Annotated in this window: 20 protein-coding genes and 1 riboswitch; of the genes, 7 read left to right on the top strand and 13 right to left on the bottom strand. The window is 45.9% G+C overall.

Annotated features, from left to right (window positions below; translation table 11 throughout):
• Positions 1 to 10 precede the first annotated feature (10 nt).
• The 5 genes from J4N37_RS05045 to torD all read right to left on the bottom strand — a co-directional run bounded on the left by J4N37_RS05045 (position 11) and on the right by torD (position 4310).
• Positions 11 to 328, bottom strand: coding sequence for a putative signal transducing protein (locus J4N37_RS05045; protein ID WP_171306177.1), 318 nt, complete (start codon positions 326 to 328; stop codon positions 11 to 13).
• Complete coding sequence (locus tag J4N37_RS05050) at positions 325 to 1020, bottom strand: TVP38/TMEM64 family protein (protein ID WP_010447227.1); 696 nt, start codon at positions 1018 to 1020, stop codon at positions 325 to 327. Before J4N37_RS05050 ends, J4N37_RS05045 begins: the two co-directional genes overlap by 4 nt.
• 118 nt (positions 1021 to 1138) lie before the next feature.
• On the bottom strand, positions 1139 to 1729 hold the full coding sequence (locus tag J4N37_RS05055; RefSeq protein ID WP_010447229.1) for a TfoX/Sxy family DNA transformation protein: 591 nt from the start codon (positions 1727 to 1729) through the stop codon (positions 1139 to 1141).
• Positions 1730 to 1845: 116 nt separating this feature from the next.
• Positions 1846 to 1936, bottom strand: a riboswitch (cyclic di-GMP riboswitch).
• 274 nt (positions 1937 to 2210) lie between these two features.
• Positions 2211 to 3215, bottom strand: coding sequence for an HTH-type transcriptional repressor PurR (gene purR, locus J4N37_RS05060; RefSeq protein ID WP_010447231.1), 1005 nt, complete (start codon positions 3213 to 3215; stop codon positions 2211 to 2213).
• Positions 3216 to 3662: 447 nt separating this feature from the next.
• Positions 3663 to 4310, bottom strand: a complete 648-nt coding sequence (gene torD / locus J4N37_RS05065; protein WP_038885829.1) for a molecular chaperone TorD — start codon at positions 4308 to 4310, stop codon at positions 3663 to 3665.
• A gap of 233 nt (positions 4311 to 4543) precedes the next feature.
• Here torD and torR point away from each other — a divergent pair, with 233 nt between their 5' ends.
• Positions 4544 to 5257: a two-component system response regulator TorR gene (torR, locus tag J4N37_RS05070; protein WP_010447235.1), complete on the top strand. Its 714-nt coding sequence runs from the start codon at positions 4544 to 4546 to the stop codon at positions 5255 to 5257.
• Positions 5258 to 5344: 87 nt separating this feature from the next.
• On the opposite strand, the gene elyC is transcribed toward torR, so the two are convergent.
• Positions 5345 to 6130 carry an envelope biogenesis factor ElyC gene (gene elyC / locus J4N37_RS05075; protein WP_045388164.1) on the bottom strand — a complete coding sequence of 262 codons (786 nt, stop codon included), beginning with the start codon at positions 6128 to 6130 and terminating at the stop codon, positions 5345 to 5347.
• Between the two features lie 114 nt (positions 6131 to 6244).
• Here elyC and cmoM point away from each other — a divergent pair, with 114 nt between their 5' ends.
• The 4 genes from cmoM to mukB are packed head-to-tail and all read left to right on the top strand — an operon-like array spanning position 6245 to position 13548.
• Complete coding sequence (gene cmoM / locus J4N37_RS05080) at positions 6245 to 7036, top strand: tRNA uridine 5-oxyacetic acid(34) methyltransferase CmoM (RefSeq protein ID WP_045388300.1); 792 nt, start codon at positions 6245 to 6247, stop codon at positions 7034 to 7036.
• Between the two features lie 2 nt (positions 7037 to 7038).
• Complete coding sequence (mukF, locus tag J4N37_RS05085; protein ID WP_252041813.1) at positions 7039 to 8376, top strand: chromosome partition protein MukF; 1338 nt, start codon at positions 7039 to 7041, stop codon at positions 8374 to 8376.
• Complete coding sequence (gene mukE / locus J4N37_RS05090; RefSeq protein WP_252041814.1) at positions 8357 to 9082, top strand: chromosome partition protein MukE; 726 nt, start codon at positions 8357 to 8359, stop codon at positions 9080 to 9082. The genes mukF and mukE overlap by 20 nt, the downstream gene beginning before the upstream one ends.
• A gap of 2 nt (positions 9083 to 9084) precedes the next feature.
• Positions 9085 to 13548 carry a chromosome partition protein MukB gene (gene mukB / locus J4N37_RS05095; RefSeq protein WP_252042107.1) on the top strand — a complete coding sequence of 1488 codons (4464 nt, stop codon included), beginning with the start codon at positions 9085 to 9087 and terminating at the stop codon, positions 13546 to 13548.
• A gap of 118 nt (positions 13549 to 13666) precedes the next feature.
• Here mukB and J4N37_RS05100 read toward each other — a convergent pair whose 3' ends face one another.
• The 7 genes from J4N37_RS05100 to J4N37_RS05130 all read right to left on the bottom strand — a co-directional run bounded on the left by J4N37_RS05100 (position 13667) and on the right by J4N37_RS05130 (position 20333).
• A complete protein-coding gene (locus tag J4N37_RS05100) occupies positions 13667 to 13816 on the bottom strand; it encodes a hypothetical protein (protein WP_088881076.1) in 150 nt (49 codons plus the stop codon).
• 195 nt (positions 13817 to 14011) lie between these two features.
• Entirely contained in the window at positions 14012 to 14980 is a 969-nt protein-coding gene (locus J4N37_RS05105) for an alpha-L-glutamate ligase-like protein (RefSeq protein ID WP_010447257.1), read from the bottom strand.
• Between the two features lie 3 nt (positions 14981 to 14983).
• On the bottom strand, positions 14984 to 16489 hold the full coding sequence (locus J4N37_RS05110) for an inactive transglutaminase family protein (RefSeq protein ID WP_010447259.1): 1506 nt from the start codon (positions 16487 to 16489) through the stop codon (positions 14984 to 14986).
• 11 nt (positions 16490 to 16500) lie between these two features.
• Positions 16501 to 17247, bottom strand: a complete 747-nt coding sequence (locus J4N37_RS05115; RefSeq protein WP_010447261.1) for an ATP-dependent zinc protease family protein — start codon at positions 17245 to 17247, stop codon at positions 16501 to 16503.
• Positions 17248 to 17468: 221 nt separating this feature from the next.
• Entirely contained in the window at positions 17469 to 18440 is a 972-nt protein-coding gene (cmoB, locus tag J4N37_RS05120) for a tRNA 5-methoxyuridine(34)/uridine 5-oxyacetic acid(34) synthase CmoB (RefSeq protein WP_010447263.1), read from the bottom strand.
• Between the two features lie 184 nt (positions 18441 to 18624).
• Positions 18625 to 19362, bottom strand: a complete 738-nt coding sequence (cmoA, locus tag J4N37_RS05125) for a carboxy-S-adenosyl-L-methionine synthase CmoA (RefSeq protein ID WP_005426299.1) — start codon at positions 19360 to 19362, stop codon at positions 18625 to 18627.
• Between the two features lie 104 nt (positions 19363 to 19466).
• Positions 19467 to 20333, bottom strand: a complete 867-nt coding sequence (locus J4N37_RS05130; protein WP_029789010.1) for a DUF72 domain-containing protein — start codon at positions 20331 to 20333, stop codon at positions 19467 to 19469.
• 272 nt (positions 20334 to 20605) lie between these two features.
• Between J4N37_RS05130 and aspS the strand changes: the two genes are divergently transcribed.
• Positions 20606 to 22384, top strand: coding sequence for an aspartate--tRNA ligase (aspS, locus tag J4N37_RS05135; RefSeq protein WP_114321558.1), 1779 nt, complete (start codon positions 20606 to 20608; stop codon positions 22382 to 22384).
• A gap of 100 nt (positions 22385 to 22484) precedes the next feature.
• Entirely contained in the window at positions 22485 to 23006 is a 522-nt protein-coding gene (gene ruvC, locus J4N37_RS05140) for a crossover junction endodeoxyribonuclease RuvC (protein ID WP_010447272.1), read from the top strand.
• Positions 23007 to 23036: the final 30 nt, after the last annotated feature.

Here is a 23036-nt window from a genome sequence, read left to right on the forward strand (position 1 = left end):
AGGGGATATATCACTGCTCCCCGATTTGATACCCGCATTGCCAACACGCACCAAACTGCCCCTCATTTATCTCTGAACATTTTGGACACCGCCAATCTCGATAAGTCTGATTTGCTTGTTTTTGGTAATCTTCAACAATAGCAGCAGCTTTTAACTGTTGCTCTGGGTGTAAAAGCCAAATATAGGGGTCTGTATCGTCACCAAACGGCAATTCTCCCTTTAGCCCAAACATTCCTTCACCTCGAACTTCACAGCCAATTTTCTCGGTCTTGAGAAGCTCACAGACTATGTGAGCTTCAGCTGGGTTTCTCGCTATGAAGATTTTCATTGAGCGTTTCCATTTTGCTGAACTTGAGTTGGGCGAATCTTACTCATAACCCATTTGGCAATGATTGGAAACAAACCAAGTAAGGCAAATGACGCAAGTACGGTGGGTGACACAATGCCAGAAAGACTATCTATGGTGGCTAATTGAGTACCAGCGTTCAGATAAACTGCTGTACCTGGCAACATACCAACTTGGCTAGTGAGGTAGAATCGTGCAATGGTCATTGGTGTCAAACCCATCAGCAAGTTGATAAGGAAAAATGGGAAGACGGGAATAAGACGTAGTGAGAAGAGATAAAACGAGCCGTCTTTCTCAACGCCTTCGTTTATCGCACCTAGCTTATTACCAAACTTGCCTTGTACCCACTCTCGCAGTAAGTAACGGCTGCTAAGGAAAGCAATGGTCGCACCAATAGTGCTGGCAAAAGAAACCAATAAGAGACTGGTCCAGAAACCAAATAGAGCAGCACCCAGAAGCGTTACTACGGCAGCTCCGGGAATGGAGAAAGCGGTGATAGCTATATACGCAAAGAAATACGTTGCTGCAGCAAATACGAAGTTTTGGCTAATAAAAGCATTCAACGCCTCTTGCTGCGCCTTGGCATTTTCTAGGGTTAGATATTGACCAAAATTCACACCTAAAAAGATAATCGTCGCGAGTAGGATCAGTCCTAAAATCAGTTTCTTATTCATATCTATCATTCCATTTCTGCTTCTTAGATAATAAGACAGAATGGAGTGAGAAAAAATTTCAAAAAAAAAACCGCAGTGTAAAACTGCGGTTTATGAATACCTGGAGCTCAAACTTGTATTATGAGAGGTGGTTAATTAGCTCTTCTCGGCGAGACTGAGGAACAACGCTCCAATGAGTACCGTTAATAGCGCCTTCAAGGGCCCACAGTAACTCGATGCTTACAGAAGCGGTATGCGTTTCCTGGATCGCTTTATAGGCGTTTAGCGCACCTTGTTCTTCGAGCTGAGTGACAGAGTCAATACCAGCTTTTTTAAGCATTCTCTCTGTCGCTAGTCTAAGATTCGGTAGGTCTTTTAAACGCGTTGGTTTAGAACTGGCTTGCTGTTCTTTTTCAAGCTTTGCAGTTTCGAGTGAACTTTTGGCTACTTCCACTAAGTGTTGTGGTGTATCCCAAAGGTCTGGTGAAACGGCGTAGTACTTAGTAACAACAGGAAATCCACGCTTCTTGTATACGTAAGGTTTAAGTCCCTGAGTTTCAAAGTCTGAAGATGTCTTTTTATCTGCTCTGATATGAAGCTGGTTGTTAACGACTAATGCAAACATTGTTTCATCAGCAAAAAGGCCAAAGCCGCCAAACATTGAGCGTGACTTGATCGTACCAAGCACCTCAAAAAGCTTCATAGAGTCTTTGAGTATCGGTTTATCCATGATGTGTTATCTCGGTGTAATTTAAATTACGCCACCAAAAATCAGGTCCGAGAGATTAGCAAACGCATGCAGACACAATGTCATTAAAGGGTAAACTCGTCATATGCATACTTGCCATCGGTAACCCCGCTACCATGCTATCTCATGCGATAGTTTAGGCCGGAAGCTTTGCGTCCCACCCTTTAGAGTGGTTTGCCCTGTGCGTGACACTGAGAGCATACTTGCTATATTGGACTAATATCACATTTTGCGCTTATAAATGTGATCTCGGTTCAATTAATAATTATTTTTTCGTGAGTTAAGTTTCATAAATTAACAAAGTGGTCTACCCGAAAAAGGTCAGTGCTAGAGAGTTGAATACACGAAGAAATAACAAGTATGAAAAGTTTTACATACAAACTCGTTGCCGCGGATGAATTGTGAAATAAAAAAGCACCCATGTGGGTGCTTTTATGATGAGCAAACGAGTACTACCTAGAGACTACTTGAGCTTTCTAACCGTATTTCTAATCACGATCTCTGGCTGCATTTCAAACACTCGTTTTTCGTGTTCTTTATCTTTGATACGCTCTAGTAGAATCTCAAACGCGTTTTTACCCACACGACGTTTTGGTTGGTGGATAGTCGTTAGTGGTGGTGAGAAGTACTCTGCCAGCTCAATGTTGTCATAGCCGATAACAGAAACATCATCTGGTACCTTGATGCCGTTCTGCTGAAGGCGGCTCATCAAGCCAAGTGCCATAGTGTCATTGAAACAGAAAACTGCAGTAGGGCGTTTTTCCATTGCAGTAATGTTATCTGCCGCTAGCACAGCGGTATCACACTCAAAGTTGCCTTCAAGAATCCAATCTTCGTTAACCGCAAGGTTTGCTTCTGCCATTGCACGGCGATAACCCGCAATACGCTCTTGGCACGCAGCTTTTTCGAAGTGACCGCTTAAACACGCGATGTCTGTGTGACCATTGTCGATCAGATATTTTGTCGCGATGTAACCGCCTTCTTCTGAGTTATCAATGATCTTGTCTGCTTGTGAGCTTTCTGGACCCCAGTCCATCACAACTTTAGGTATGTCTGAGTGACGATCAAGCATCTCTTTTAGTTCTTCCGTCAGGTCAGAACACATTACTAGAATGCCATCTACACGCTTTTCAGCGAGCATGCGGATGTAGTCACGTTGCTTCTCGTAAATACCGCCCGTGTTACATAGGATAAGAGTGTAACCTTGACGGTAACAGTAGCTCTCAACACCATCGATCACTTCAGAGAAGAACAGGTTGGTAGATTGAGTTACTAGCATACCGATGGTACGAGTTGAGTTGCACTTTAAACTGCGCGCAACGGCACTTGGTGCGTAATTAAGTTCATCCACCGCTTTCATTACTTTTTCTTGAGTTGCTTCTGCAACAAAGCGAGTTTTATTAATTACGTGCGAAACCGTAGTGGTAGAAACGCCGGCTAAGCGAGCAACGTCTTTAATAGTGGCCATAAATGATGTCCTGTATCGAGCTACTGTAAATACCGTAGTGAAGACAACCATACGCTTAGGGTCTTGCGCAAACCGAGCAACTGCGAATAGGGGCATTGCTGAGATATTTGGCAGCGGTTGTTCCGAAATCGGTATAAAAAGGTTTGTAGCAACATTTATCGCTGAGTCTCATATTCCTTTCTTATACTAAGTGAGGAATTGGTCAGCAATCCTGTTAAGAAAACACAAAAACCGCTTTATTTCAGCGGTTTACATATAAATCATATTTAATCGTTTGCGCTCACATTTTAGACTGATGCGGGCAAGCTGGCAATGTTTTAGGTGGTTGTTTTGTGCCTCGGAGGTCACAGTTTAACGGCTAAATGGATTGTATTTCTCTGCGCCAGATTAAAAACAAACGAATAAAATAGGGAGTCTGAATGACAGACTCCCCAAAATAGGCGGCAATTATTCACCAAGAAGGTAGGTGCTGTCCAGTTTACAAAATGCAATTAATAGTTGCGCGACACTAACATAGAAGCCAAATTCATCGAATTGCTTACATTTAGCGGCAAACTGAGGTAGCCATGTCAAAAGGTGTTGCTGGATGAACTCATTTTGCTTTTCGAACGCATCTTCCATGTGTTTTTCTTGCTCGAGTTCATTTGAGCGGATAATCATATTGCCTAAAAAATCTAACTCGACTGCTAAATGATCCGCAGGCTCTTTTAGATTTTCGTCAACTTGCACACCAAAGTCTGCCATCAGCTTTTCCATCTCTTCTGCTGGTTTATCGTTTAATAAACCAGATTCACCGATGTACATTGAGGCATAAGGTAGCGCACCGTGCTTTTCTGTTTTAAGAAAAAGTTCACAGAAGTCCGCAGCTAGCTCTAACTGAGCATCTTCACGATCTTGTAGGCGATTAAGCGCATCAACAAGGGTATCAACCGATGGTTTGAGTGTTTCATTTTCACCCAAACCAGCTAAAAAGCTTCGAATTTCAACACTATGATAAGATTCCAGCTCCTTGTCTGTTAGCTCTTTTGCGAACAGGCTAGAAAACCACCAATAAATCTCAGCTCGTTTTTCGTTAAAAGCTTTCACTTCTTGCATTTTTTTGCTCCCAAATAGTTATCCCCTAAGTGTAAACAATTAAAATGAATAGCAGTAACTATAATTGTTATGGTTTATTGGGAAATATGCATGTTTATGAATGGCGGCAAATAAGCTTGTTTTGCATCAATAAATCCACAAAATCTTGCTTTTTATTGTAACTATTACTAGATATGTTACTAGTTATGAATAGAATACGTCTTGGAAGATAAAAAAGACAGAAAGTGGTGTAAATGAGCTATCACGTATTAGTCGTAGAAGATGATGTTGTAACTCGCAGTAAGCTTGCGGGCTATTTCCAAAATGAAGGTTACAAAGTTAGTGAAGCAGAAAGCGGTGCTGAAATGCGCGAAGTGCTTCAAGAAGGCGATGTAGATTTGATCATGCTGGATATTAACCTGCCGGGTGAAGATGGCCTTATGCTTACGCGTGAATTACGCAGCCAATCAGATATCGGCATCATATTAGTGACAGGACGCACGGATAGCATTGACAAAATCGTGGGCTTAGAAATGGGCGCAGACGATTATGTAACAAAGCCTTTTGAACTAAGGGAATTATTGGTTCGCGTTAAAAACTTGCTGTGGCGTATCTCAGCGGCTCGTAACGGTTCACAAAAAGCAGCAAATGATACGAATGAAGAACACATAGTGCGCTTCGGTGAGTGGACGTTTGATATTCAGCGTCGTGCTCTAAGTCGCAATGGTGAGCCAGTGAAACTAACGAAAGCAGAGTATGAGCTGTTAGTTGCCTTGTCTTCATACCCAAATCAGGTATTAAGCCGCGAACGTATTTTGAATATGATCAGCCACCGAGTGGATGCGCCAAACGACCGTACTATCGACGTTCTGATTCGACGTATGCGCGCTAAGATGGAGTTTGACCCAAAGAACCCACAAATCTTTGTGACCGTTCATGGTGAAGGCTACATGTTCGCAGGTGACTAGAGTCTGCTGACTTAAATCAACGCGTTAAAGAAAAAGGAGAGCAATGCTCTCCTTTTTTGTGCCTGTTGGTTTAGTTTTGAAGCCGGCTTAATTCGCTTCTTCGACTGGCGCCTGGCCAATATTGTCGCGTAGGTGCTGCCAGATAATACCCAGTGTTTCGTGCCAGTATCGTTCCGTTTGTTCTAGGTACTGTGCTTTTGGAGCATACCGATGCCAAGGTTGGTTGATATCGGCAACAGCCAAGAAGTTGGTTGGCGCTGGGATGGGCTTAATCCCTGCTGCACGAAACTCGTACATTGCGCGCTTCATATGGCTTGCTGAAGTCACTAGCACAATATCTTTCTGTTTTACGAATGCCGCTGCTTGCCTTGCTTCCTCCCAGGTATCTTTCGCATCTTCAAGCAAGATGATGTCAGATTTTGCCACACCAAGCGAAAGGGCTACGTTAGCCATCATACGGGCATGGCTGAGTTCTGACCCTCCAGCGTAGCCTGACAAAATGAGTTTTGCACCTGGATACATACGAAGAATACGTATACCTTCAGTGAGTCTCATTAAAGCAGCACGACTCAGTTGTGAGGTAGGTGGTATTTCGTCATCGACCACATGGCCAGCTCCTAAAACCATCACATAATCGACCGATTCTGACACGGGTAAGAACGCTTTGTATTCGCGTTCCAATGGCATGAGCAGCTTGGTCGAAATAGGTTGAAATGAGGCAAGGAAAATGCCAGCAAAAGTGAATAGAACAATGAAACAACCAGTTTTACGTTTGCTGGTAAAACTAATTAAAAATAGGCCAAATAGACCAATCAGCAGTAAGGCCGGTAAGGGCATGAGCAAGGCTGATATTACTTTTTTCAGCTCAAACATACTTAAATAGTCCGAAAAAACATCAATTGATTATAAAAATGAGGGAGACCCTCTTTATTCCTGCTTTTCTTGTGCCAGAATAGCGGCACAATCCGATATGATAACCCAGTAGACGTGACAGAAGACCGTAATTTCGACGATATCGCCCACAAATTTGCAAAAAATATTTACGGATCCGATAAAGGTGAGATCCGCCAAATCATTGTATGGGAAGATTTTCTACAGATTCTAAGTGAATTAGAGGCTGACCAGCAAGCCCTGCAGGTACTTGATGCAGGTGGTGGCTTAGCACAAATGTCGCAAAAGCTTGCTAAGCTCGGACATCACGTTGCTTTATGTGATCTATCTTCGGAAATGCTGCAACTAGCAAAGCAGGATATTGAAAAAAACGGTTTGCTTGAGCAGTATCGCCTGATTCATTCGCCTGTCCAATCCATTGGTGAACATATGGAAGCGCAGGTGGACCTTGTCATGTTCCACGCAGTGATGGAGTGGTTGGTAGACCCGAAAACCGCACTCGAAACCGTTTTGGAACAGGTCAAGCCGGGGGGCATCGCTTCGGTTATGTTCTATAACCACCACGGCTTAGTCTATAAAAATGTGGTTTGTGGCAACATTCCTCATGTTTTAGACGGCATGCCTCATCGGAAAAGATTTAAACTACAGCCACAGAAAGGTCTAAAACCTGAAGAGGTCTATCAATGGATAGAAGATTCTGGTTTTAGTATTTGTGGAAAATCTGGTATTCGTTCATTCAGTGATTACATAGGCAATATGGAATACATGGGCGATTACGAGTTTGAAGATGTGTTGGCGCTAGAAAAGCAACTTTGTCGACAAGAGCCATACCTCTCATTAGGCCGCTATATTCATGTGTGGGCTAAGAAGAACGATAAACAGGAATAACGATGAGTGAGATGACTCTCAATGCTGCAGAGCAACCAATCGATGAGTTGGTTGGCTGGGTAAAGCAGCACGATTTCTCGTTGAACCTGACCACTGAGCGACTGGCATTTTTGATTGCTATCGCTGTATTAAGTAATGAAAGGTTCGATGAAGAATTGGGTGAAGGTGAATTGCACGACGCATTTGCCATCGTCACTCGACTATTTGATGAGACGGGCGAAGCTTCGGCTTTCCGCGCAAACAATGCCATCAATGAGATGGTTAAGCAGCGTCTTATGAGCCGTTTTGTCAGTGAAATTACTGACGGAGCGAGCATTTATCGCTTATCGCCATTAGCGGTAGGAATTACTGACTACTACGTGCGTCATCGTGAGTTCTCGAAACTGCGTCTTTCTATCCAGCTATCCATGGTAGCGGACGAAATGGCGAAAGCGATTGAAGCAGCACAAAAGGGTGGCACTCCAGGCCACTGGAAGAAGAACGTATACGGGATCTTGAAATATTCTGTAGGCGAAATCTTCGATCAAATTGACCTCAACCAACGTGTGATGGATGAGCAGCAACAATCTGTGAAACAACAGATTGCTGACTTGCTTAACAAAGACTGGCGTGAAGCAATCAACAACTGTGAAGCGCTTCTGTCAGAAACATCCAGCACGTTGCGTGAACTTCAAGATACGCTGCAAGCTGCCAGTGATGAACTGCAAACTCAGATCCTAGATATCCAAGAGATTGTCTATGGTGACCCTGAGCTTGAGTTTATTGAAGAAGCCTTGTTTGGTCTGCAGATGAAGCTGGACCGAATCACAAGCTGGGGCCAGCAAGCGATCGACCTTTGGATTGGTTACGACCGACACGTGCACAAGTTCATCCGTACCGCTATCGATATGGATAAGAACCGAGCGTTTAGCTCGCGTCTGCGTCAGTCCGTTAAAGACTACTTTGATTCGCCTTGGTATCTGACTTATGCAGATGCAGAAAGGCTTTCTGACCTTCGTGACGAAGCCCTAGTGCTGCGTGATGACGAGGTAACAGGTCAAGTTCCGTTGGAAGTGGAATACGAAGAGTTTCAACAAGTCAATGATGAGTTGGCAGAGCGTATTGGTGACATGCTGAAAGCGCATAAAGACCAAGGCGTGCCAATTGACTTGAGCGTGGTACTGCGAGATTACCTTGCACAACACCCTCACACTCATCACTTTGATTTAGCTCGCATTGTCGTTGATCAGGCGGTACGTATGGGATATTCCGAATCCGACTACCAAGCCGTTCAGCCAGACTGGAAAGCAATCAACGAATTTGGGGCAAAGGTACAAGCGAATGTTATCGACCGATACTAATGAATACATGTCAGAGAATCTGGCAAAAGCAATTTCTAACCCTCTGTTCCCAGCGCTAGATAGCATGCTTCGAGCAGGGCGTCATATCTCAAGTGAAGACCTGGACAACCACGCGTTGTTGTCAGACTTCGAACTTGAGCTTTCTTCTTTTTACCAGCGCTACAACACCGAATTGGTGAAAGCGCCAGAAGGCTTCTTCTACCTGCGTCCACGTTCAACGTCTCTGATTGGTCGTAGTGTGCTTTCTGAGCTGGATATGCTGGTGGGTAAGGTACTGTGTTTCCTTTACCTAAGCCCAGAGCGTCTTGCGCATGAAGGCATCTTCACTAACCAAGAGCTGTACGACGAACTGCTTGCTCTAGCAGATGAAAACAAGCTGATGAAGCTAGTGACGAACCGTGCGACTGGTTCTGACCTTGATAAAGAAAAGCTGTTTGAAAAAGTACGTACGTCACTTCGTCGTCTGCGTCGCCTAGGCATGATCATCAACATCGGTGAAACCGGTAAATTCAGCATCAGTGAAGCGGTATTCCGTTTTGGTGCCGATGTACGTATTGGCGATGACATGCGTGAAGCGCAGCTGCGTCTGATCCGTGATGGTGAAGCGGTAGTGCACACCAAAGAGCCAAGCCAAGGCAGCCTATTGTCTGAAGAAGAGCAAGACGACCAAGCCCAAGAAGAAACAACAGAAGAGGGTGAAGCATGAGCATGATTGAACGCGGTAAATACCAATCGCTGACCATGGTCAACTGGAACGGCTTCTTTGCCCGTACGTTTGACATCGATGGTCTCGTCACCACGCTATCAGGTGGTAACGGTGCAGGTAAATCAACCACAATGGCGGCGTTCATCACCGCATTGATTCCTGACCAAACGCTACTGCACTTCCGTAACACCACAGAAGCAGGCAGCAGCCAATCGTCTCGCGACAAAGGTCTGTACGGTAAGCTACAGCCGGGCGCATGTTATGCGGCGCTAGACGTGGTGAACTCACGTAACCAACGCCTATTGTTCGCAGTAAAACTGCAGCAAGTTGCGGGTCGTGATAAGAAAGTAGACATCAAACCGTTTGTTATCCAAGGTCTTCCAAGCCATGTGAAACCAACGGATATCTTGATTGAAAGCGTATCAGCGACTCAAGCTCGTGTACGTCAAATCAACGAAGTAAAAGAATCGATCGCAGAATTTGAAGGTGTTCAATTCAAAGCGTTCTCTTCTATCGTGGATTACCACGCACAAATGTTTGAATTCGGTGTGATTCCGAAGAAACTGCGTAACTCTGGTGACCGTTCTAAATTCTACCGCCTGATCGAAGCATCGCTTTACGGTGGTATCTCAAGTGCGATTACACGCTCGCTACGTGACTACCTTCTGCCACAAAACGGCGGCGTGAAGAAAGCGTTCCAAGATATGGAATCAGCACTGCGTGAAAACCGCATGACGCTAGAAGCGATCAAAACCACGCAAGCAGACCGTGACTTGTTCAAACACTTGATCACTGAGTCGACCAACTACGTGGCTGCGGACTACATGCGTCACGCGAACGATCGTCGTAACAAGCTGGATAAAACGCTGTCACTGCGTTCAGAGCTATTTGGCTCTCGTGAAACTCTTGTTGAGCAAAACAACCTGCTTAACCGCGTTCAAGAAGAGCTAGAGCTACTGATCGAGTCGGAATCTGCTCTAGAGCAAGATTACCAAGCGGCTTCGGATCACTTGCAACTGGTGCAAAACGCACTGCGCCAGCAAGAGAAGATCGAACGCTACCAAGAAGATCTTGAAGAGCTAAGTGAGCGTCTTGAAGAACAGATGATGGTAGTGGAAGAAGCGCAAGAACGCGTGATGATGGTAGAAGAGCAAGCGACCGTTGCAGAAGAAGAGGTGGATAGCCTTAAGACGCAACTGGCGGACTACCAACAAGCACTCGACGTTCAGCAAACTCGTGCACTTCAATACCAACAAGCGGTTCAAGCGCTGGAAAAAGCGAAGCAACTACTTGGCGATGACAGCCTAACGGCAGAATCGGCACAAGCGCTTGTCTCTGAGCTTAAGAGCAAAGAATCTGAAAGCACCAATGCGTTGCTATCGGTTAAGCACAAACTGGATATGTCTTCTGCAGCAGCAGAGCAGTTCGAAACGGCGCTTAAACTGGTACAGAGCATCGTTGGTCAAGTTGAGCGTAAAGACGCGTCTGAACATGCGAAAACCGCAATTGCGAAAGCGCGTGAATCTAAGCAAGTTGCGCAAAACGAACAGCAATGGCGTGCACAGCACCGTGACCTTGACCGTAGCCTTAACCAGCAACGTCAAGCGCGCGAGCTAGTGAATGAATACCAAAAGCAATTCCATGTTGAACTGACTGACGAAATCACGTTTGAACAAGAACGTGAACGTCACGCGATGCAAATCGACTCGCTAGAAATGACGCAGGAAGACGTGCGTGAGCAACGCAGCGAACAGCGTCGTCTAGAGCAAGATGCAGCTGCGGAAATCAACAAGCTAGAAGCCATTGCTCCAACTTGGATTGCGGCGAACGATGCGCTAGAAAAATTGCGTGAACAAAGTGGCGCTGAGCTAGAAGATAGCCAGTCAGTCATGAGCCAAATGCAAGTGGTGCTTGAACAAGAGAAGACCCTTTCTCTGGCAAAAGACAAACTGGCAGAGCGTCGCAGCCAACTTGACACTGAGATTGAGCGTCTTGCTTCTCCTGGTGGTTCAAACGACCCTCGCCTGAAAGGTTTGGCAGATACTCTAGGCGGCGTATTGCTGTCTGAGATCTACGATGACATCACAATTGATGACGCGCCTTACTTCAGTGCGATGTACGGTCCGGCTCGTCACGCTATCGTTGTTTCTGACCTCTCTGGTATCGAAGAGAAACTGGTAGAGCTAGACGACTGTCCAGAAGACTTGTACATCATTGAAGGTGACATCGATGCCTTTGATGACAGCTCATTCGACGCTGAAGAGCTAGAAGGTGCGGTTTGCGTTCGTATGAACGATCGCCAAATGCGTTACTCTCGTTTGCCTGAAATCCCATTGTTTGGTCGTGCAGCACGTGAGCAGCGTTTAGAGCTACTACGTAACGAACGTGAGGAAGTGGTTGAGAAGCACGCGAAAGCAGCATTCGATTCGCAAAAAATGCAGCGTCTGTACCAAGCGTTCAACCAGTTTGTGGCAAGCCACATTCAAGTAGCATTCGAAGCTGACCCAGAGCAAGCATTGGCAACCATTCGCGACAAGCGTAACCAAATTGCTCGCGTACTGGCTGATCTGGATGCAAAAGAGCAGCAGCAACGTTCTCAACTGCAAACCAGCAAGCAAGCGTTGTCTTCTCTAGACAAGCTAGCACCAAACATGGCGTTGATTGAAGATGAGTCGCTGCAAGCGCGCTTTGATGAGTTGGAAGAGAAAATCGCTCAACTTTCAGAAGCAAAAGCGTTCCTAACCAACCACGCGAAAGCAGTGGCGGAACTAGAAAGAGTGGCGGTTGCTCTAGATGCTGATCCAGAGCAATTCGATGCGCTAGAAGCAGAATACAAAGCGGCAGACGAACAGCTACAAGATCTTAAGAAGCAAATCTTTGCACTCTCAGATCTCGTTGAACGTCGCCACTACTTTGCTTACGCAGATTCAGTAGATCTACTGAACAAGAGTAGCGAACTGAGCGAGCAGCTAAAAGCAAAACTGGTTCAAGCTGAACAAATGCGTACCCGCTCTCGTGAAGAGTTGAAACAGTCGCAAGGCCAAATGAACCAATACAACCAAGTATTGGCATCATTGAAGAGTTCGCACCAAGCGAAACTGGAAACGGTTCAAGAGTTCAAACAAGAACTTCAAGAGTTTGGCGTTAACGCGGACGAAGGTGCAGAAGAGCGTGCAATGCGTCGTCGTGATGAACTGCATGAGCGACTACACACGTCTCGTAGCCGTAAGAGCGAATACGAGCGCACAATCACCTCTACTGAACTAGAGATGAAAGGCTTGGCGAAACGTCTGAAGAAAGTTCAGAAAGAATACGTTGAGCTGCGTACCTTCGTGGTTGCAGCGAAAGCCGGCTGGTGCTCGGTACTTCGTCTGGCGCGCGAGAACGATGTTGAGCGTCGTCTACACAAACGTGAACTGGCTTACATGTCAGCGGATGAACTGCGTTCAATGTCGGATAAATCATTGGGTGCGCTGCGTCTGGCGGTTGCGAACAATGACGACCTACGTGATGCGCTGCGTCTATCAGAAGACAACGCACGACCAGAGCGTAAAGTTCTGTTCTACATTGCTGTGTACCAACACCTTCGTGAGCGTATTCGTCAGGATATCATCCGTACTGATGATCCAGTGGAAGCAATCGAGGAGATGGAAGTAGAGCTAGCGCGTCTAACGGAAGAGCTAACGCAACGTGAAAACCGCCTAGCGATCAGCTCTGAGTCAGTAGCGAGCATCATCAAGAAGACGATTCAGCGTGAGCAAAACCGTATTCGTATGCTGAACCAAGGTTTGTCGAACATCTCGTTCGGTCAGGTGAAGGGCGTACGTCTAAATGTGAAGATCCGCGAAAGTCACGAAGTGCTACTGAACGGTCTAGCGACACAACAAGAGCAGCATAAAGATCTGTTTGAATCGACTCGCTTTACCTTCTCTGAAGCAATGGCGAAACTGTTCCAACGTGTGAACCCACACATCGATATGGGTCAACGTTCTCCTCAGGTTCTGGGTGAAGAGCTACTGGATTACCGTAACTACCTAGAGCTAAGTGTAGAAGTGAACCGTGGTACAGATGGTTGGCTACAGGCTGAGTCTGGCGCGCTATCAACAGGTGAAGCGATCGGTACTGGTCAGTCAATCCTACTGATGGTAGTGCAAAGCTGGGAAGAAGAATCTCGTCGTCTACGCAGCAAAGACATTGTGCCTTGTCGTCTGCTCTTCTTGGATGAAGCAGCGCGTCTGGATGCGAAATCGATCGCGACATTGTTCGAATTGTGTGACCGTCTGGATATGCAGCTTCTTATCGCGGCACCAGAAAACATCAGCCCAGAGAAAGGTACGACTTACAAACTGGTACGTAAGGTGTTTAAAGACCACGAGCACGTACACGTAGTGGGTCTGCGTGGTTTTGGTCAAACGGACAAGCCTAAGACCGAAGCACAAGAGATGATTGAAGAGTTTGAGTCCTAAACTCCGAAGCTAATAAAACGCCCGCAAGAAACGCGGGCGTTTTTGTATTTGTAAAACGAATTAAGCCGAGTCTGTAGGGCAACAGGCTCGGCTTATTTTATTGCATGGCAGCAAAGTGCTACTCGTCTGAATAATCTTTTCCTTTTTCGATCATTTCAGCGAGTTCATTAAGTGCTTGGAATGAGATTTCTGACAAACGTTGAAGCTGCTCATCAATATCGTCATTCTCAGGGATGGTATTATTATTATCTGCATTTGTCGTATGCATTGCCCAACCTCTCTGAGTTGAGTTAGGGGAGCTATAATCATAGACAAATTTCGAGGGTAAAAAGAAATGATTAATGACTAAAATGTTAGCTTGATCATTTAACAAAGTAAAAGTGTGCAAATAAGCTCATTTGCTTTGTAAGGGTTACTGAGAGAGTTAGTAAAAAAAAGAGCCAGCTCTCAGGCTGGCTCTTAGTTAGAATTGAGATTTAACCCCAAACTGCTCTGCGGCATAGGCCACTCGCTCTTTAGGTTTTGGGTACTCGGCAGGAGTGCCTAGATTTTCGATGTGTCTTAGACGAGGAAGCAGACCAGCACCGTTTGCTATTTGGATGGCCAAGCCTGGGCGAGCATTTAGCTCCAACACCATTGGACCTTCTTCTTTGTCCAAAACCATATCGGTACCCATATATCCCAGTCCAGTCATCTCCCACGCGCTGGAAGCAAGTTCTAGTAAACGCTCCCAGTGAGGCACTTGCAGTGTAGACAAGTCTTTCCCAGTATCTGGGTGGTGAGTGACGGGTTGGTCAAACTGTACCGCACGAATGGCTTTGCCTGTCGCGATGTCGATACCAACGCCAACCGCACCTTGGTGAAGGTTAGCTTTGCCATCAGAAGCTGCTGTAGAGCAACGCATCATTGCCATCACAGGGTAGCCTTTGAACACGATGATTCGTACGTCTGGCACACCTTCATAACTGAAACCATCAAAACAGTCATCAAACTTAATCAAGTTCTCAACTACGGCTACATCGTTCTTACCACCAAGAGAGAAAAGGCCTGCTAGGGCGTTACTAATGTGACGCTCCACCTCTTCTTTATTGCAGGTAGCACCGGATGGTTTGGTATATACACCGTCTTTATGCGACGTAATGACCAAAATACCTTTACCACCACTGCCTTGTGCGGGCTTGATAACAAAGCCAGGCCATTTTTCGACCATCTTATGAATGGTCTTTACTTCTGCTTGGTTGTGGATCACGCCAATCAGGGCAGGGACAGTTGCCCCTGCGGCTTCTGCAATAATTTTGGTTTTCAGCTTGTCATCAACCAATGGGTATTTGGAACGATCATTGTAGCGACCAATGTAACTATGGTTGCGTTTGTTCATCCCCATAATACCTTTATGGCGAAGCTTGGCTGGCGAAGTAAAACGTTCAAACATCGTTTAGTCCTCCGCTAGTGGTTTAAAGCGACGTAACTCAGTTAGACGGTAACCTGTGTATGTACCTAGTAGTAGAATGCCAGCCAGTACAATAAGCTGTAGGCCGATAAAGTTAAACGTTAGGTGCTGGATGTAGGTGTTAGTCATTGCCAAGTAAACCAGTACCGCAGTTAGGAGTGAACCGCCACCTTGAAGGGCAACTTCTTTCGCACCTTCCTCTTCCCATAGAATCGACATACGTTCGATAGTCCATGACAAAATGATCATTGGGAAGAAGGTAATGGTTAAGCCTTCTGTCAGACCAATCTTAAAGGCCACAACCGTGAACACGGAGATAATCATGATTACGGTGATGATTACTGCGGATATCCGGGCTACCAGAAGTAAGTTTAGCCTCGAGAGGTAACTTCGGATTATGAGACCTGTACCAACAATCAATAGGAAGCCAACAATACCAGTCACAAGCTGCGTTTGTACAAACGCTACTGCGATAAGGACGGGCATGAAGGTACCGGATGTTTTAAGGCCGATAATCACACGTAGGAACACAACGATAAGCGCACCAATTGGAATCAGCATGATGGTCTTAAACATCGCTTGTTCTTCAAGAGGTAAGCTATGAATCGATAGGTTGAGTAGACCGTCTGCTTCGACTTTGTTGTTAGTTGCTTGTTGTGCAGTCACTTCTTGTTTGATCATCGAGAAGTGGACTTGGCTATTTTGACCACCAATGAGATCAAGCAGCGAGACGTTGGATTCATCCCATACTAGAAGGTTAGGCTGTGCTGCCGCTTGCTCGGAGTTTGGTGAGAACAGAACCCACTCCTCTCCAGACCACACTTGAACCATTTGTTGAATAGCTTGGCGACGGCGCCCATCTTCTAGCTCAATAACGCCAACAATTTTACTCTGCACTCCAGCGCTGAGTAACATTTTGTGTAGAGCATCAGTTCGGTCAAAATCATTGAGGATTAACGCAGCGTTTTGACTGTCAGGATCGTTTAATGTTTTGATCAGTTCACGAGCGAACGTAACATTGTCTGCGGAACGGCTCATTGCTCTTTCGATCAGTGCGTTGGCCGCTGCCTGCTGTGGTGCCGATAACGTAGGAGGGACAATATCACCTGTTGGTGGAATAGGAGTCACTTTCGCTTGTGGGTCAACAAGAAACTGTGCTTTATAGTAGATAGTTTGTGGCCCCGTCGCTTGACGAATCGACCACTCAGCTCGACGACCAGAATCTGTATTAACGTATGATACGCCGTAGCCTGGAGATGAGGCGGATTCACCAATAAGTGTGTAGCCGTTTTGAGTATGAGGTGCAGCTAACGAAGCTTTAACTTCATTACCATTGGCATTGAACTCGATTCGAGCCTCGACATCCCAAATTTGGCGTGTTTCTCCTGGAGTCCAAGGAACGCCGTAATTTTGGTGTCTGAAAACACTCAAAGCGATACCTGCTGCCACCAATAAGATGACAGACAGATAAAACGGTATTTTTGACGTCATAATCTACCTTATTATTTTTTATCTTCTTGTGTTTGGATGTATTTACGGCTCACATCAACAAGTGCGATGTCACGCATAAACTCTCTACCTAGTAACACAGGATGGTTCATTTGAGAGCGATCTGCCAACGTAAATTGCGCTTTTTCATGAATTTTTCCAACGCGCACCCAAAGTTCTACAACTGCGCGTCGTTCTAATTCTTCAGTGGTCGCTTGACGGATTTTTACGTAACGGATGATAGGTGCTTCAATCCAAGCTTGCTGCTCGTCTTTTGACTTAGTGCTGTCTTCTAGGTGGAAACGAACCCAGTTTTTTCCGTTTCTTTCGAATTCTTCGATATCAACGGCATTCAGTGAAGACGTGGCTGCTCCAGTGTCAACACGCGCATCGAAGGTTTGTTTAATGGAATCAATCGTAACGCGTTCAATAGAACCAAGGACGATGTCATGAGTTGGTGTAGCTTGAATTGGAGCTGGTGCTTGGACGATGATCGGATCTTTTGGCTTTCTTACTTCATCCATCGCTTCTTTGCGAAAGCTGGAAAGTTCACCTTCTAACTTGTCAACTTGACCCTCTAGGCTTTCTATATAGTCAGACTGGTTACTAAGTTGAAGCTCTAAATTACTAATTTTGTTGTTAAAGTTGGTCTCTGAGGCTTGGATGGCCGCTAATGTTTCTTGGTGGTACTGTTCACCTTTGGTAAGCGTACATCCGGATAGTAGCGCAACTACAACAATCGGAGTCAATCGTATAAACATTGAAAACCTTGGGGCTGGATTAAGTTGTTTGTTTTTTAAGAGTTTAGCGTATATCGCTAAAGGCTCACAAGTAAGAATCTTTTCGATTGTCTTATATAGTGAGGAATAGCGACAAATAGCAAAAAATTAAGGATGCGATATGCATCCTTAACTGGAATTGAAAAGAGGTTAATGTCTTAACGGAGGGAGTGAGTTAAGACAATGTCAGAAATCTCAGTTAATTATGGCTTAGTTGCCACAAGTACCGCACGGCGAGGGGCAGGGTAACCTTCAACTGTTTTGCTAGGGTCGTTTGGATCAAGGTAATCCGGTAGAGAGTTATGCGTCATCCAGTCTGTTGTGCGCTGCTCGCCAACCGAGGTCACGTTCTCATCCACAATACGTACATCTTTAAAGCCAACCAACTCTAGCCACACTTTCAGTGCTTTCGCAGAAGGGAAGAAGTACACATTACGCATTTGCGCGTAGCGAGACGTCGGAACCAATACCGCGTTCTCATCGCCTTCGATTACTAGCGTCTCTAGGACAAGTTCACCACCTGATACCAACTGGTCTTTTAGCTGTACCAAGTGATCCAGTGGCGAACGACGGTGGTAAAGCACGCCCATGCTAAATACGGTGTCGAACGCTTCTAGCTTAGGTAGCTGCTCAATACCTAGTGGCAATAGGTGCGCACGTTGATCATCACCCATTAGCTTGCGAATGGCTTCGAATTGAATAAGGAACAGATGAGAAGGGTCGATACCAACCGTTAAGCGTGCACCTTCACCCAGCATGCGCCACATGTGGTAACCGTTACCACAACCCACATCGAGTACGCTGCGGTTTTTCAGTGGTGAGATATGAGGAAGAACGCGATCCCATTTCCAGTCACTGCGCCACTCGGTATCAATATGAATACCGTGCACTGTGTACGGACCTTTGCGCCAAGGGTGGAACGTACGCAGTAGGCTCTCAAGCTTTTTAAGCTCACCTTCATGGAAAGGCGTATCGTTGCTGATGGTCACTGAATTTTTGATGTCCACTTGGTTTGGTGCACCTTGTGGGATCTTGTTCAGTGCTTTTAGCCAGCGACCAAAGTCACCATGCTCAGCATTTTGCCAATCTGTTAACTGTTGAGGTAATACGTTTAGCCACGGCTGAAGACGAGTGTCTTGAGCGATTAACTGATAAAAATTAGCAAAATTAAACATAGTTTTTCACTGAGTTTATGGAGTCAGCAGACCCTGGGTAAAAGTTAAATGTGTCATTCCCTACAGTGAGGGACGAACGTGATAGGGAATCTCGGTTTTTATCGTTTTTGATAAGGGATCCCAACTCACTCGTTCCTCGCTCTTGAGGATGACGTCCTAATGAGAGCGAACTGTGTCGCGAAGCTTATTTAATCGCAAACATCGAACCGAAGTTAAAGCATTGGAACCAAACGTCGTAGCTTGAGAAACCAATTTCTGCGAAACGCTCTTTGTGGTCTTTCTTTGAATCAGGACGCATCACGTTTTCAATCGCGCTGCGTTTTTGGCTGATTTCTAGTTCGCTGTAGCCATTCGCACGTTTAAAGTCGTGGTGAAGGTCAATCAACAGCTCGTTGGATACTTCATCTTCAAACACGAACTTTTCCGACAGAATCAAAATACCGCCTGGGCGCAGGCCCGCGTAGATTTTTTCTAGTAGCGCATAGCGATCTTCTGGAGAAAGGAACTGTAGCGTGAAGTTCAACACCACAACTGACGCATTTTCGATTTCGATATTACGAATGTCTGCCTCTACCACATCAACTGGCGTATCACTGCGGTACGCGTTGACGTGAAGCTTACAGCGCTCAACCATCGCAGGAGAGTTGTCCACTGCAATGATTTGGCAACCTTCTTGTTTGATATGACGGCGCATCGAAAGCGTAGCAGCACCCAAAGAACAACCTAGGTCATAGATGTTTGAGTGAGGCTTAACAAAACGCTCTGCCAACATACCAATTGCAGAAATGATGTTGCTGTAACCCGGCACCGATCGTTGAATCATGTCAGGGAAAACTTCCGCTACGCGTTCATCGAACGTGAAATCCCCAATTTTATCGATTGGAGCCGAAAAAATAGTATCTGGATTGCTCTTAGGGTTCATAACCAAATCTCTGCATACAAGCCGCCTGAAACATCAGGCATCAAAAAAGGCGCGTATTTTATGGGAAATTCGCGCCTCTGTCATTTGCTTAATTATAAGCTTGTCTAAAACATTTGTATTTGCGAGTTGCCATCGTTGGCAGGAAATACAGACAAATTTGGCAGTGAGAGCTTAAGTTGTAGCTGCTTATATAGCTTTTCAGCCAGTTCTGGTGCTAAGACGTTATCTGGCGTGTGAATCATCAAGTACGGTTGAATGCCTTGTTCAATCCACATCGGCAGCTTCTTTAACCAAGGTTCGAAAAAGCGCAGGTTGTCGTCCATGTCTGGATGACCGATAAAACGAATCATCGGGTGCTTGGCGGTTGCGATTGCATGAACCGGAACGCGAGGCTTTTTCTGGTGGGCATCGATTACCGCTTCAGTCGTCGGCTGCGCGGCGAATACAGGGCGGCTGTCCATAATAATTCGGTCAATGCCGCTCTCTAACAGCCACTGATTCAACGCACGTTCTTCTTCACCTTTGGAGAAAAACGCCATGTGACGAACTTCCACCCCAAGCGGGAAATTCGGCGGAAAGCTGGCACAGAACTTCTTTAATCTATCGAGGTGTTCTGGACCAAATGCCGCAGGGAGCTGAATCGTCCATTGTCCAACACGTTCATGAAGCGGTTCCATGATCGTCATAAAGTCACGTAACTGCTCGTCGCAACCTCTGAGCATCTGTTCGTGAGTAATGGCTTTTGGCAACTTAAAGGTGAATTTGAAATCGTCGTGAGTCGCGGCTTTCCAGTTTTGCACCGTGTTGAGCGTCGGTGTGGCGTAAAAGGTGGTGTTGCCTTCTACGGTGTGGAACACCTGCGCGTACTTTTCAAGTCGCTCTGCGGGTTTGGTGCCACTGCCATAAAAGCTTTGCTGCCACTGGTTGTGCGACCACATGGTCAATCCAAGTCGAAGGGGTAAATTATCCATATCTCTGCTTTACGTTTTTTCCTGAGTCCACTTTACGAGAGTTTTGCTGAAATGGGTAATTTCACGCTATAATCCCCCCCAATTTTTTCGCTTTGGTGCGCTTTTGAACATTTGTTGTACTAAAAACCACCAATGAATGATAAAACACACTTAATTGTATGTTGAGTAGTCGATTTTCATAGGCTTTCAGCGTATAAATGGATCTTTACTCTGCTCGGCAATGAGGCTGACAGAGCGTAGTTAACAATATTTGAGAGATTGGGAATTTCATTATGCGTACCCATTACTGTGGTCACCTGAACAAGTCCCTTGCAGGACAAACTGTAGAACTTTGCGGCTGGGTTAACCGTCGTCGTGATTTAGGCGGTCTTATTTTTATCGATATGCGAGATCGTGAAGGTATCGTTCAGGTAGTTGTTGATCCAGACATGGCAGATGCGTATGAAGTGGCTAACACACTTCGTAATGAATTCTGTATCAAGCTAACTGGTGAAGTTCGCGTTCGTCCAGAAAGCCAAGTAAACAAAGACATGGCAACAGGTGAAGTTGAGATCCTTGCAACAGGTCTTGAAATCATCAACCGTTCTGACGTTCTGCCTCTAGACTTCAACCAAAAGAACTCTGAAGAGCAACGTCTGAAGTACCGTTACCTAGATCTACGTCGTCCAGAAATGAGCGACCGCATCAAGCTACGAGCTAAAGCGTCTAGCTTTGTTCGTCGTTTCCTAGATGACAACGGCTTCCTAGATATCGAAACACCAGTACTAACAAAAGCGACACCAGAAGGCGCTCGTGACTACCTAGTACCTAGCCGTGTTCACAAAGGCAGCTTCTACGCGCTTCCTCAGTCTCCACAGCTATTCAAACAGCTTCTAATGATGTCTGGTTTTGACCGTTACTACCAAATCGTTAAGTGTTTCCGTGATGAAGACTTGCGTGCTGACCGTCAACCAGAATTCACTCAGATCGATATCGAAACGTCATTCATGACGGCTGATCAAGTTCGTGCAACGACTGAGAAAATGGTTCGTGAAATGTGGCAAGAGCTACTGAACGTTGATCTAGGTGAATTCCCAGTAATGCCGTTCAGCGAAGCGATTCGTCGTTTCGGTTCTGACAAGCCAGACCTACGTAACCCACTAGAGCTAGTAGACGTCGCTGACCTAGTGAAAGACGTTGAGTTCAAAGTATTCTCTGGCCCAGCAAACGACGAGAAAGGTCGCGTTGCAGTTATCCGTGTACCAGGTGGTGCTGAGCTTACTCGTAAGCAAATCGATGGCTACGCAGAATTCGTAGGTATCTACGGTGCGAAAGGTCTTGCATGGATGAAGGTTAACGACCGTGCAGCTGGCATGGAAGGTATCCAATCTCCAGTAGCTAAATTCCTAAGCGAAGACGTGATCAACGGTATTCTAGATCGCACTCAAGCGGAATCTGGCGACATCATCCTATTCGGCGCAGATAAAGCAAACATCGTTGCTGAAGCACTAGGCGCACTTCGTCTTAAACTTGGTAAAGACCTAGAGCTAACGAAAGAAGGCACTTGGGCTCCTCTATGGGTTGTTGACTTCCCAATGTTCGAAGAAGACGACGAAGGCAACCTGCACGCAATGCACCACCCATTCACATCACCTCTAGGTGTGACTGCGGAAGAGCTAAAAGCGAACCCAGCAGCGGCGAACTCAAACGCATACGACATGGTTCTAAACGGCTACGAAGTAGGCGGTGGTTCTGTACGTATTCACAACGCAGAAATGCAAGCTGCAGTATTCGATATCCTAGGTATCAATGCTGAAGAGCAACAACTGAAATTCGGTTTCCTACTGGACGCTCTGAAATTCGGTACGCCTCCGCATGCTGGTCTTGCATTCGGTCTAGACCGTCTAGTAATGCTGCTATGTGGTACAGAGAACATCCGTGATGTTATCGCGTTCCCTAAAACAACTGCGGCGGCGTGTCTACTAACAGACGCACCAAGCCTTGCAAACCCAGCGGCTCTAGAAGAGCTAGCGATTGCAGTAACAGTTGCGAAAGAAAAAGACGCAGAATAAGCGCACAACAATTAAAGAAAAAACTCCCGCACCTGCGGGAGTTTTTGTTTTAATGACATATATTCTAATACTTACAGTGAGTTATTGATTAGGACTCTTCATGTCAATTATTTTGGGCATTGACCCAGGCTCTCGCATTACTGGTTATGGCGTGATTCGCCAACAAGGTCGTCATCTGCAATATCTAGGCAGCGGCTGTATTCGTACTTCTGAAAAAGAGCTGCCAGGTCGACTCAAGCAAATCTACGCAGGTGTAACGGAAATCATCACCCAGTTTCAACCAGATGTGTTTGCGATTGAGCAAGTCTTTATGTCAAAGAACGCCGATTCTGCACTAAAGCTTGGTCAGGCTCGTGGCAGTGCGATTGTAGCGGCGGTAAATGCCGATCTTCCGGTGTACGAGTATGCTGCGCGTCTGATCAAGCAGGCGGTAGTAGGTACGGGTGGTGCGGACAAAGTGCAGGTACAGCATATGGTTCAACACATGCTTAAGTTGCCAGCCAAGCCTCAAGCCGATGCTGCCGATGCGCTAGGCGTCGCCATTTGTCATGCCAATACCAATAAGACGCTGGTGGCGCTCGCTGGTAAAGCGACCAGTGCAAGAAAAGGTCGTTACCGTTAATTGTATTATTAAAAATGAGACATCTCAGAC

The sequence above is a fragment of the Vibrio sp. SCSIO 43153 genome (assembly GCF_023716625.1).
Lineage (GTDB): Bacteria > Pseudomonadota > Gammaproteobacteria > Enterobacterales > Vibrionaceae > Vibrio > Vibrio rotiferianus.

Coding starts and splice junctions, on each gene's coding strand:
- J4N37_RS05045 (WP_171306177.1), bottom strand. CDS start 328: ATGAAAATCTTCATAGCGAGAAACCCAGCTGAAGCTCACATAGTCTGT.
- J4N37_RS05050 (WP_010447227.1), bottom strand. CDS start 1,020: ATGAATAAGAAACTGATTTTAGGACTGATCCTACTCGCGACGATTATC.
- J4N37_RS05055 (WP_010447229.1), bottom strand. CDS start 1,729: ATGGATAAACCGATACTCAAAGACTCTATGAAGCTTTTTGAGGTGCTT.
- purR (WP_010447231.1), bottom strand. CDS start 3,215: ATGGCCACTATTAAAGACGTTGCTCGCTTAGCCGGCGTTTCTACCACT.
- torD (WP_038885829.1), bottom strand. CDS start 4,310: ATGCAAGAAGTGAAAGCTTTTAACGAAAAACGAGCTGAGATTTATTGG.
- torR (WP_010447235.1), top strand. CDS start 4,544: ATGAGCTATCACGTATTAGTCGTAGAAGATGATGTTGTAACTCGCAGT.
- elyC (WP_045388164.1), bottom strand. CDS start 6,130: ATGTTTGAGCTGAAAAAAGTAATATCAGCCTTGCTCATGCCCTTACCG.
- mukF (WP_252041813.1), top strand. CDS start 7,039: ATGAGTGAGATGACTCTCAATGCTGCAGAGCAACCAATCGATGAGTTG.
- mukE (WP_252041814.1), top strand. CDS start 8,357: ATGTTATCGACCGATACTAATGAATACATGTCAGAGAATCTGGCAAAA.
- mukB (WP_252042107.1), top strand. CDS start 9,085: ATGATTGAACGCGGTAAATACCAATCGCTGACCATGGTCAACTGGAAC.
- J4N37_RS05100 (WP_088881076.1), bottom strand. CDS start 13,816: ATGCATACGACAAATGCAGATAATAATAATACCATCCCTGAGAATGAC.
- J4N37_RS05105 (WP_010447257.1), bottom strand. CDS start 14,980: ATGTTTGAACGTTTTACTTCGCCAGCCAAGCTTCGCCATAAAGGTATT.
- J4N37_RS05110 (WP_010447259.1), bottom strand. CDS start 16,489: ATGACGTCAAAAATACCGTTTTATCTGTCTGTCATCTTATTGGTGGCA.
- J4N37_RS05115 (WP_010447261.1), bottom strand. CDS start 17,247: ATGTTTATACGATTGACTCCGATTGTTGTAGTTGCGCTACTATCCGGA.
- cmoB (WP_010447263.1), bottom strand. CDS start 18,440: ATGTTTAATTTTGCTAATTTTTATCAGTTAATCGCTCAAGACACTCGT.
- cmoA (WP_005426299.1), bottom strand. CDS start 19,362: ATGAACCCTAAGAGCAATCCAGATACTATTTTTTCGGCTCCAATCGAT.
- J4N37_RS05130 (WP_029789010.1), bottom strand. CDS start 20,333: ATGGATAATTTACCCCTTCGACTTGGATTGACCATGTGGTCGCACAAC.
- aspS (WP_114321558.1), top strand. CDS start 20,606: ATGCGTACCCATTACTGTGGTCACCTGAACAAGTCCCTTGCAGGACAA.
- ruvC (WP_010447272.1), top strand. CDS start 22,485: ATGTCAATTATTTTGGGCATTGACCCAGGCTCTCGCATTACTGGTTAT.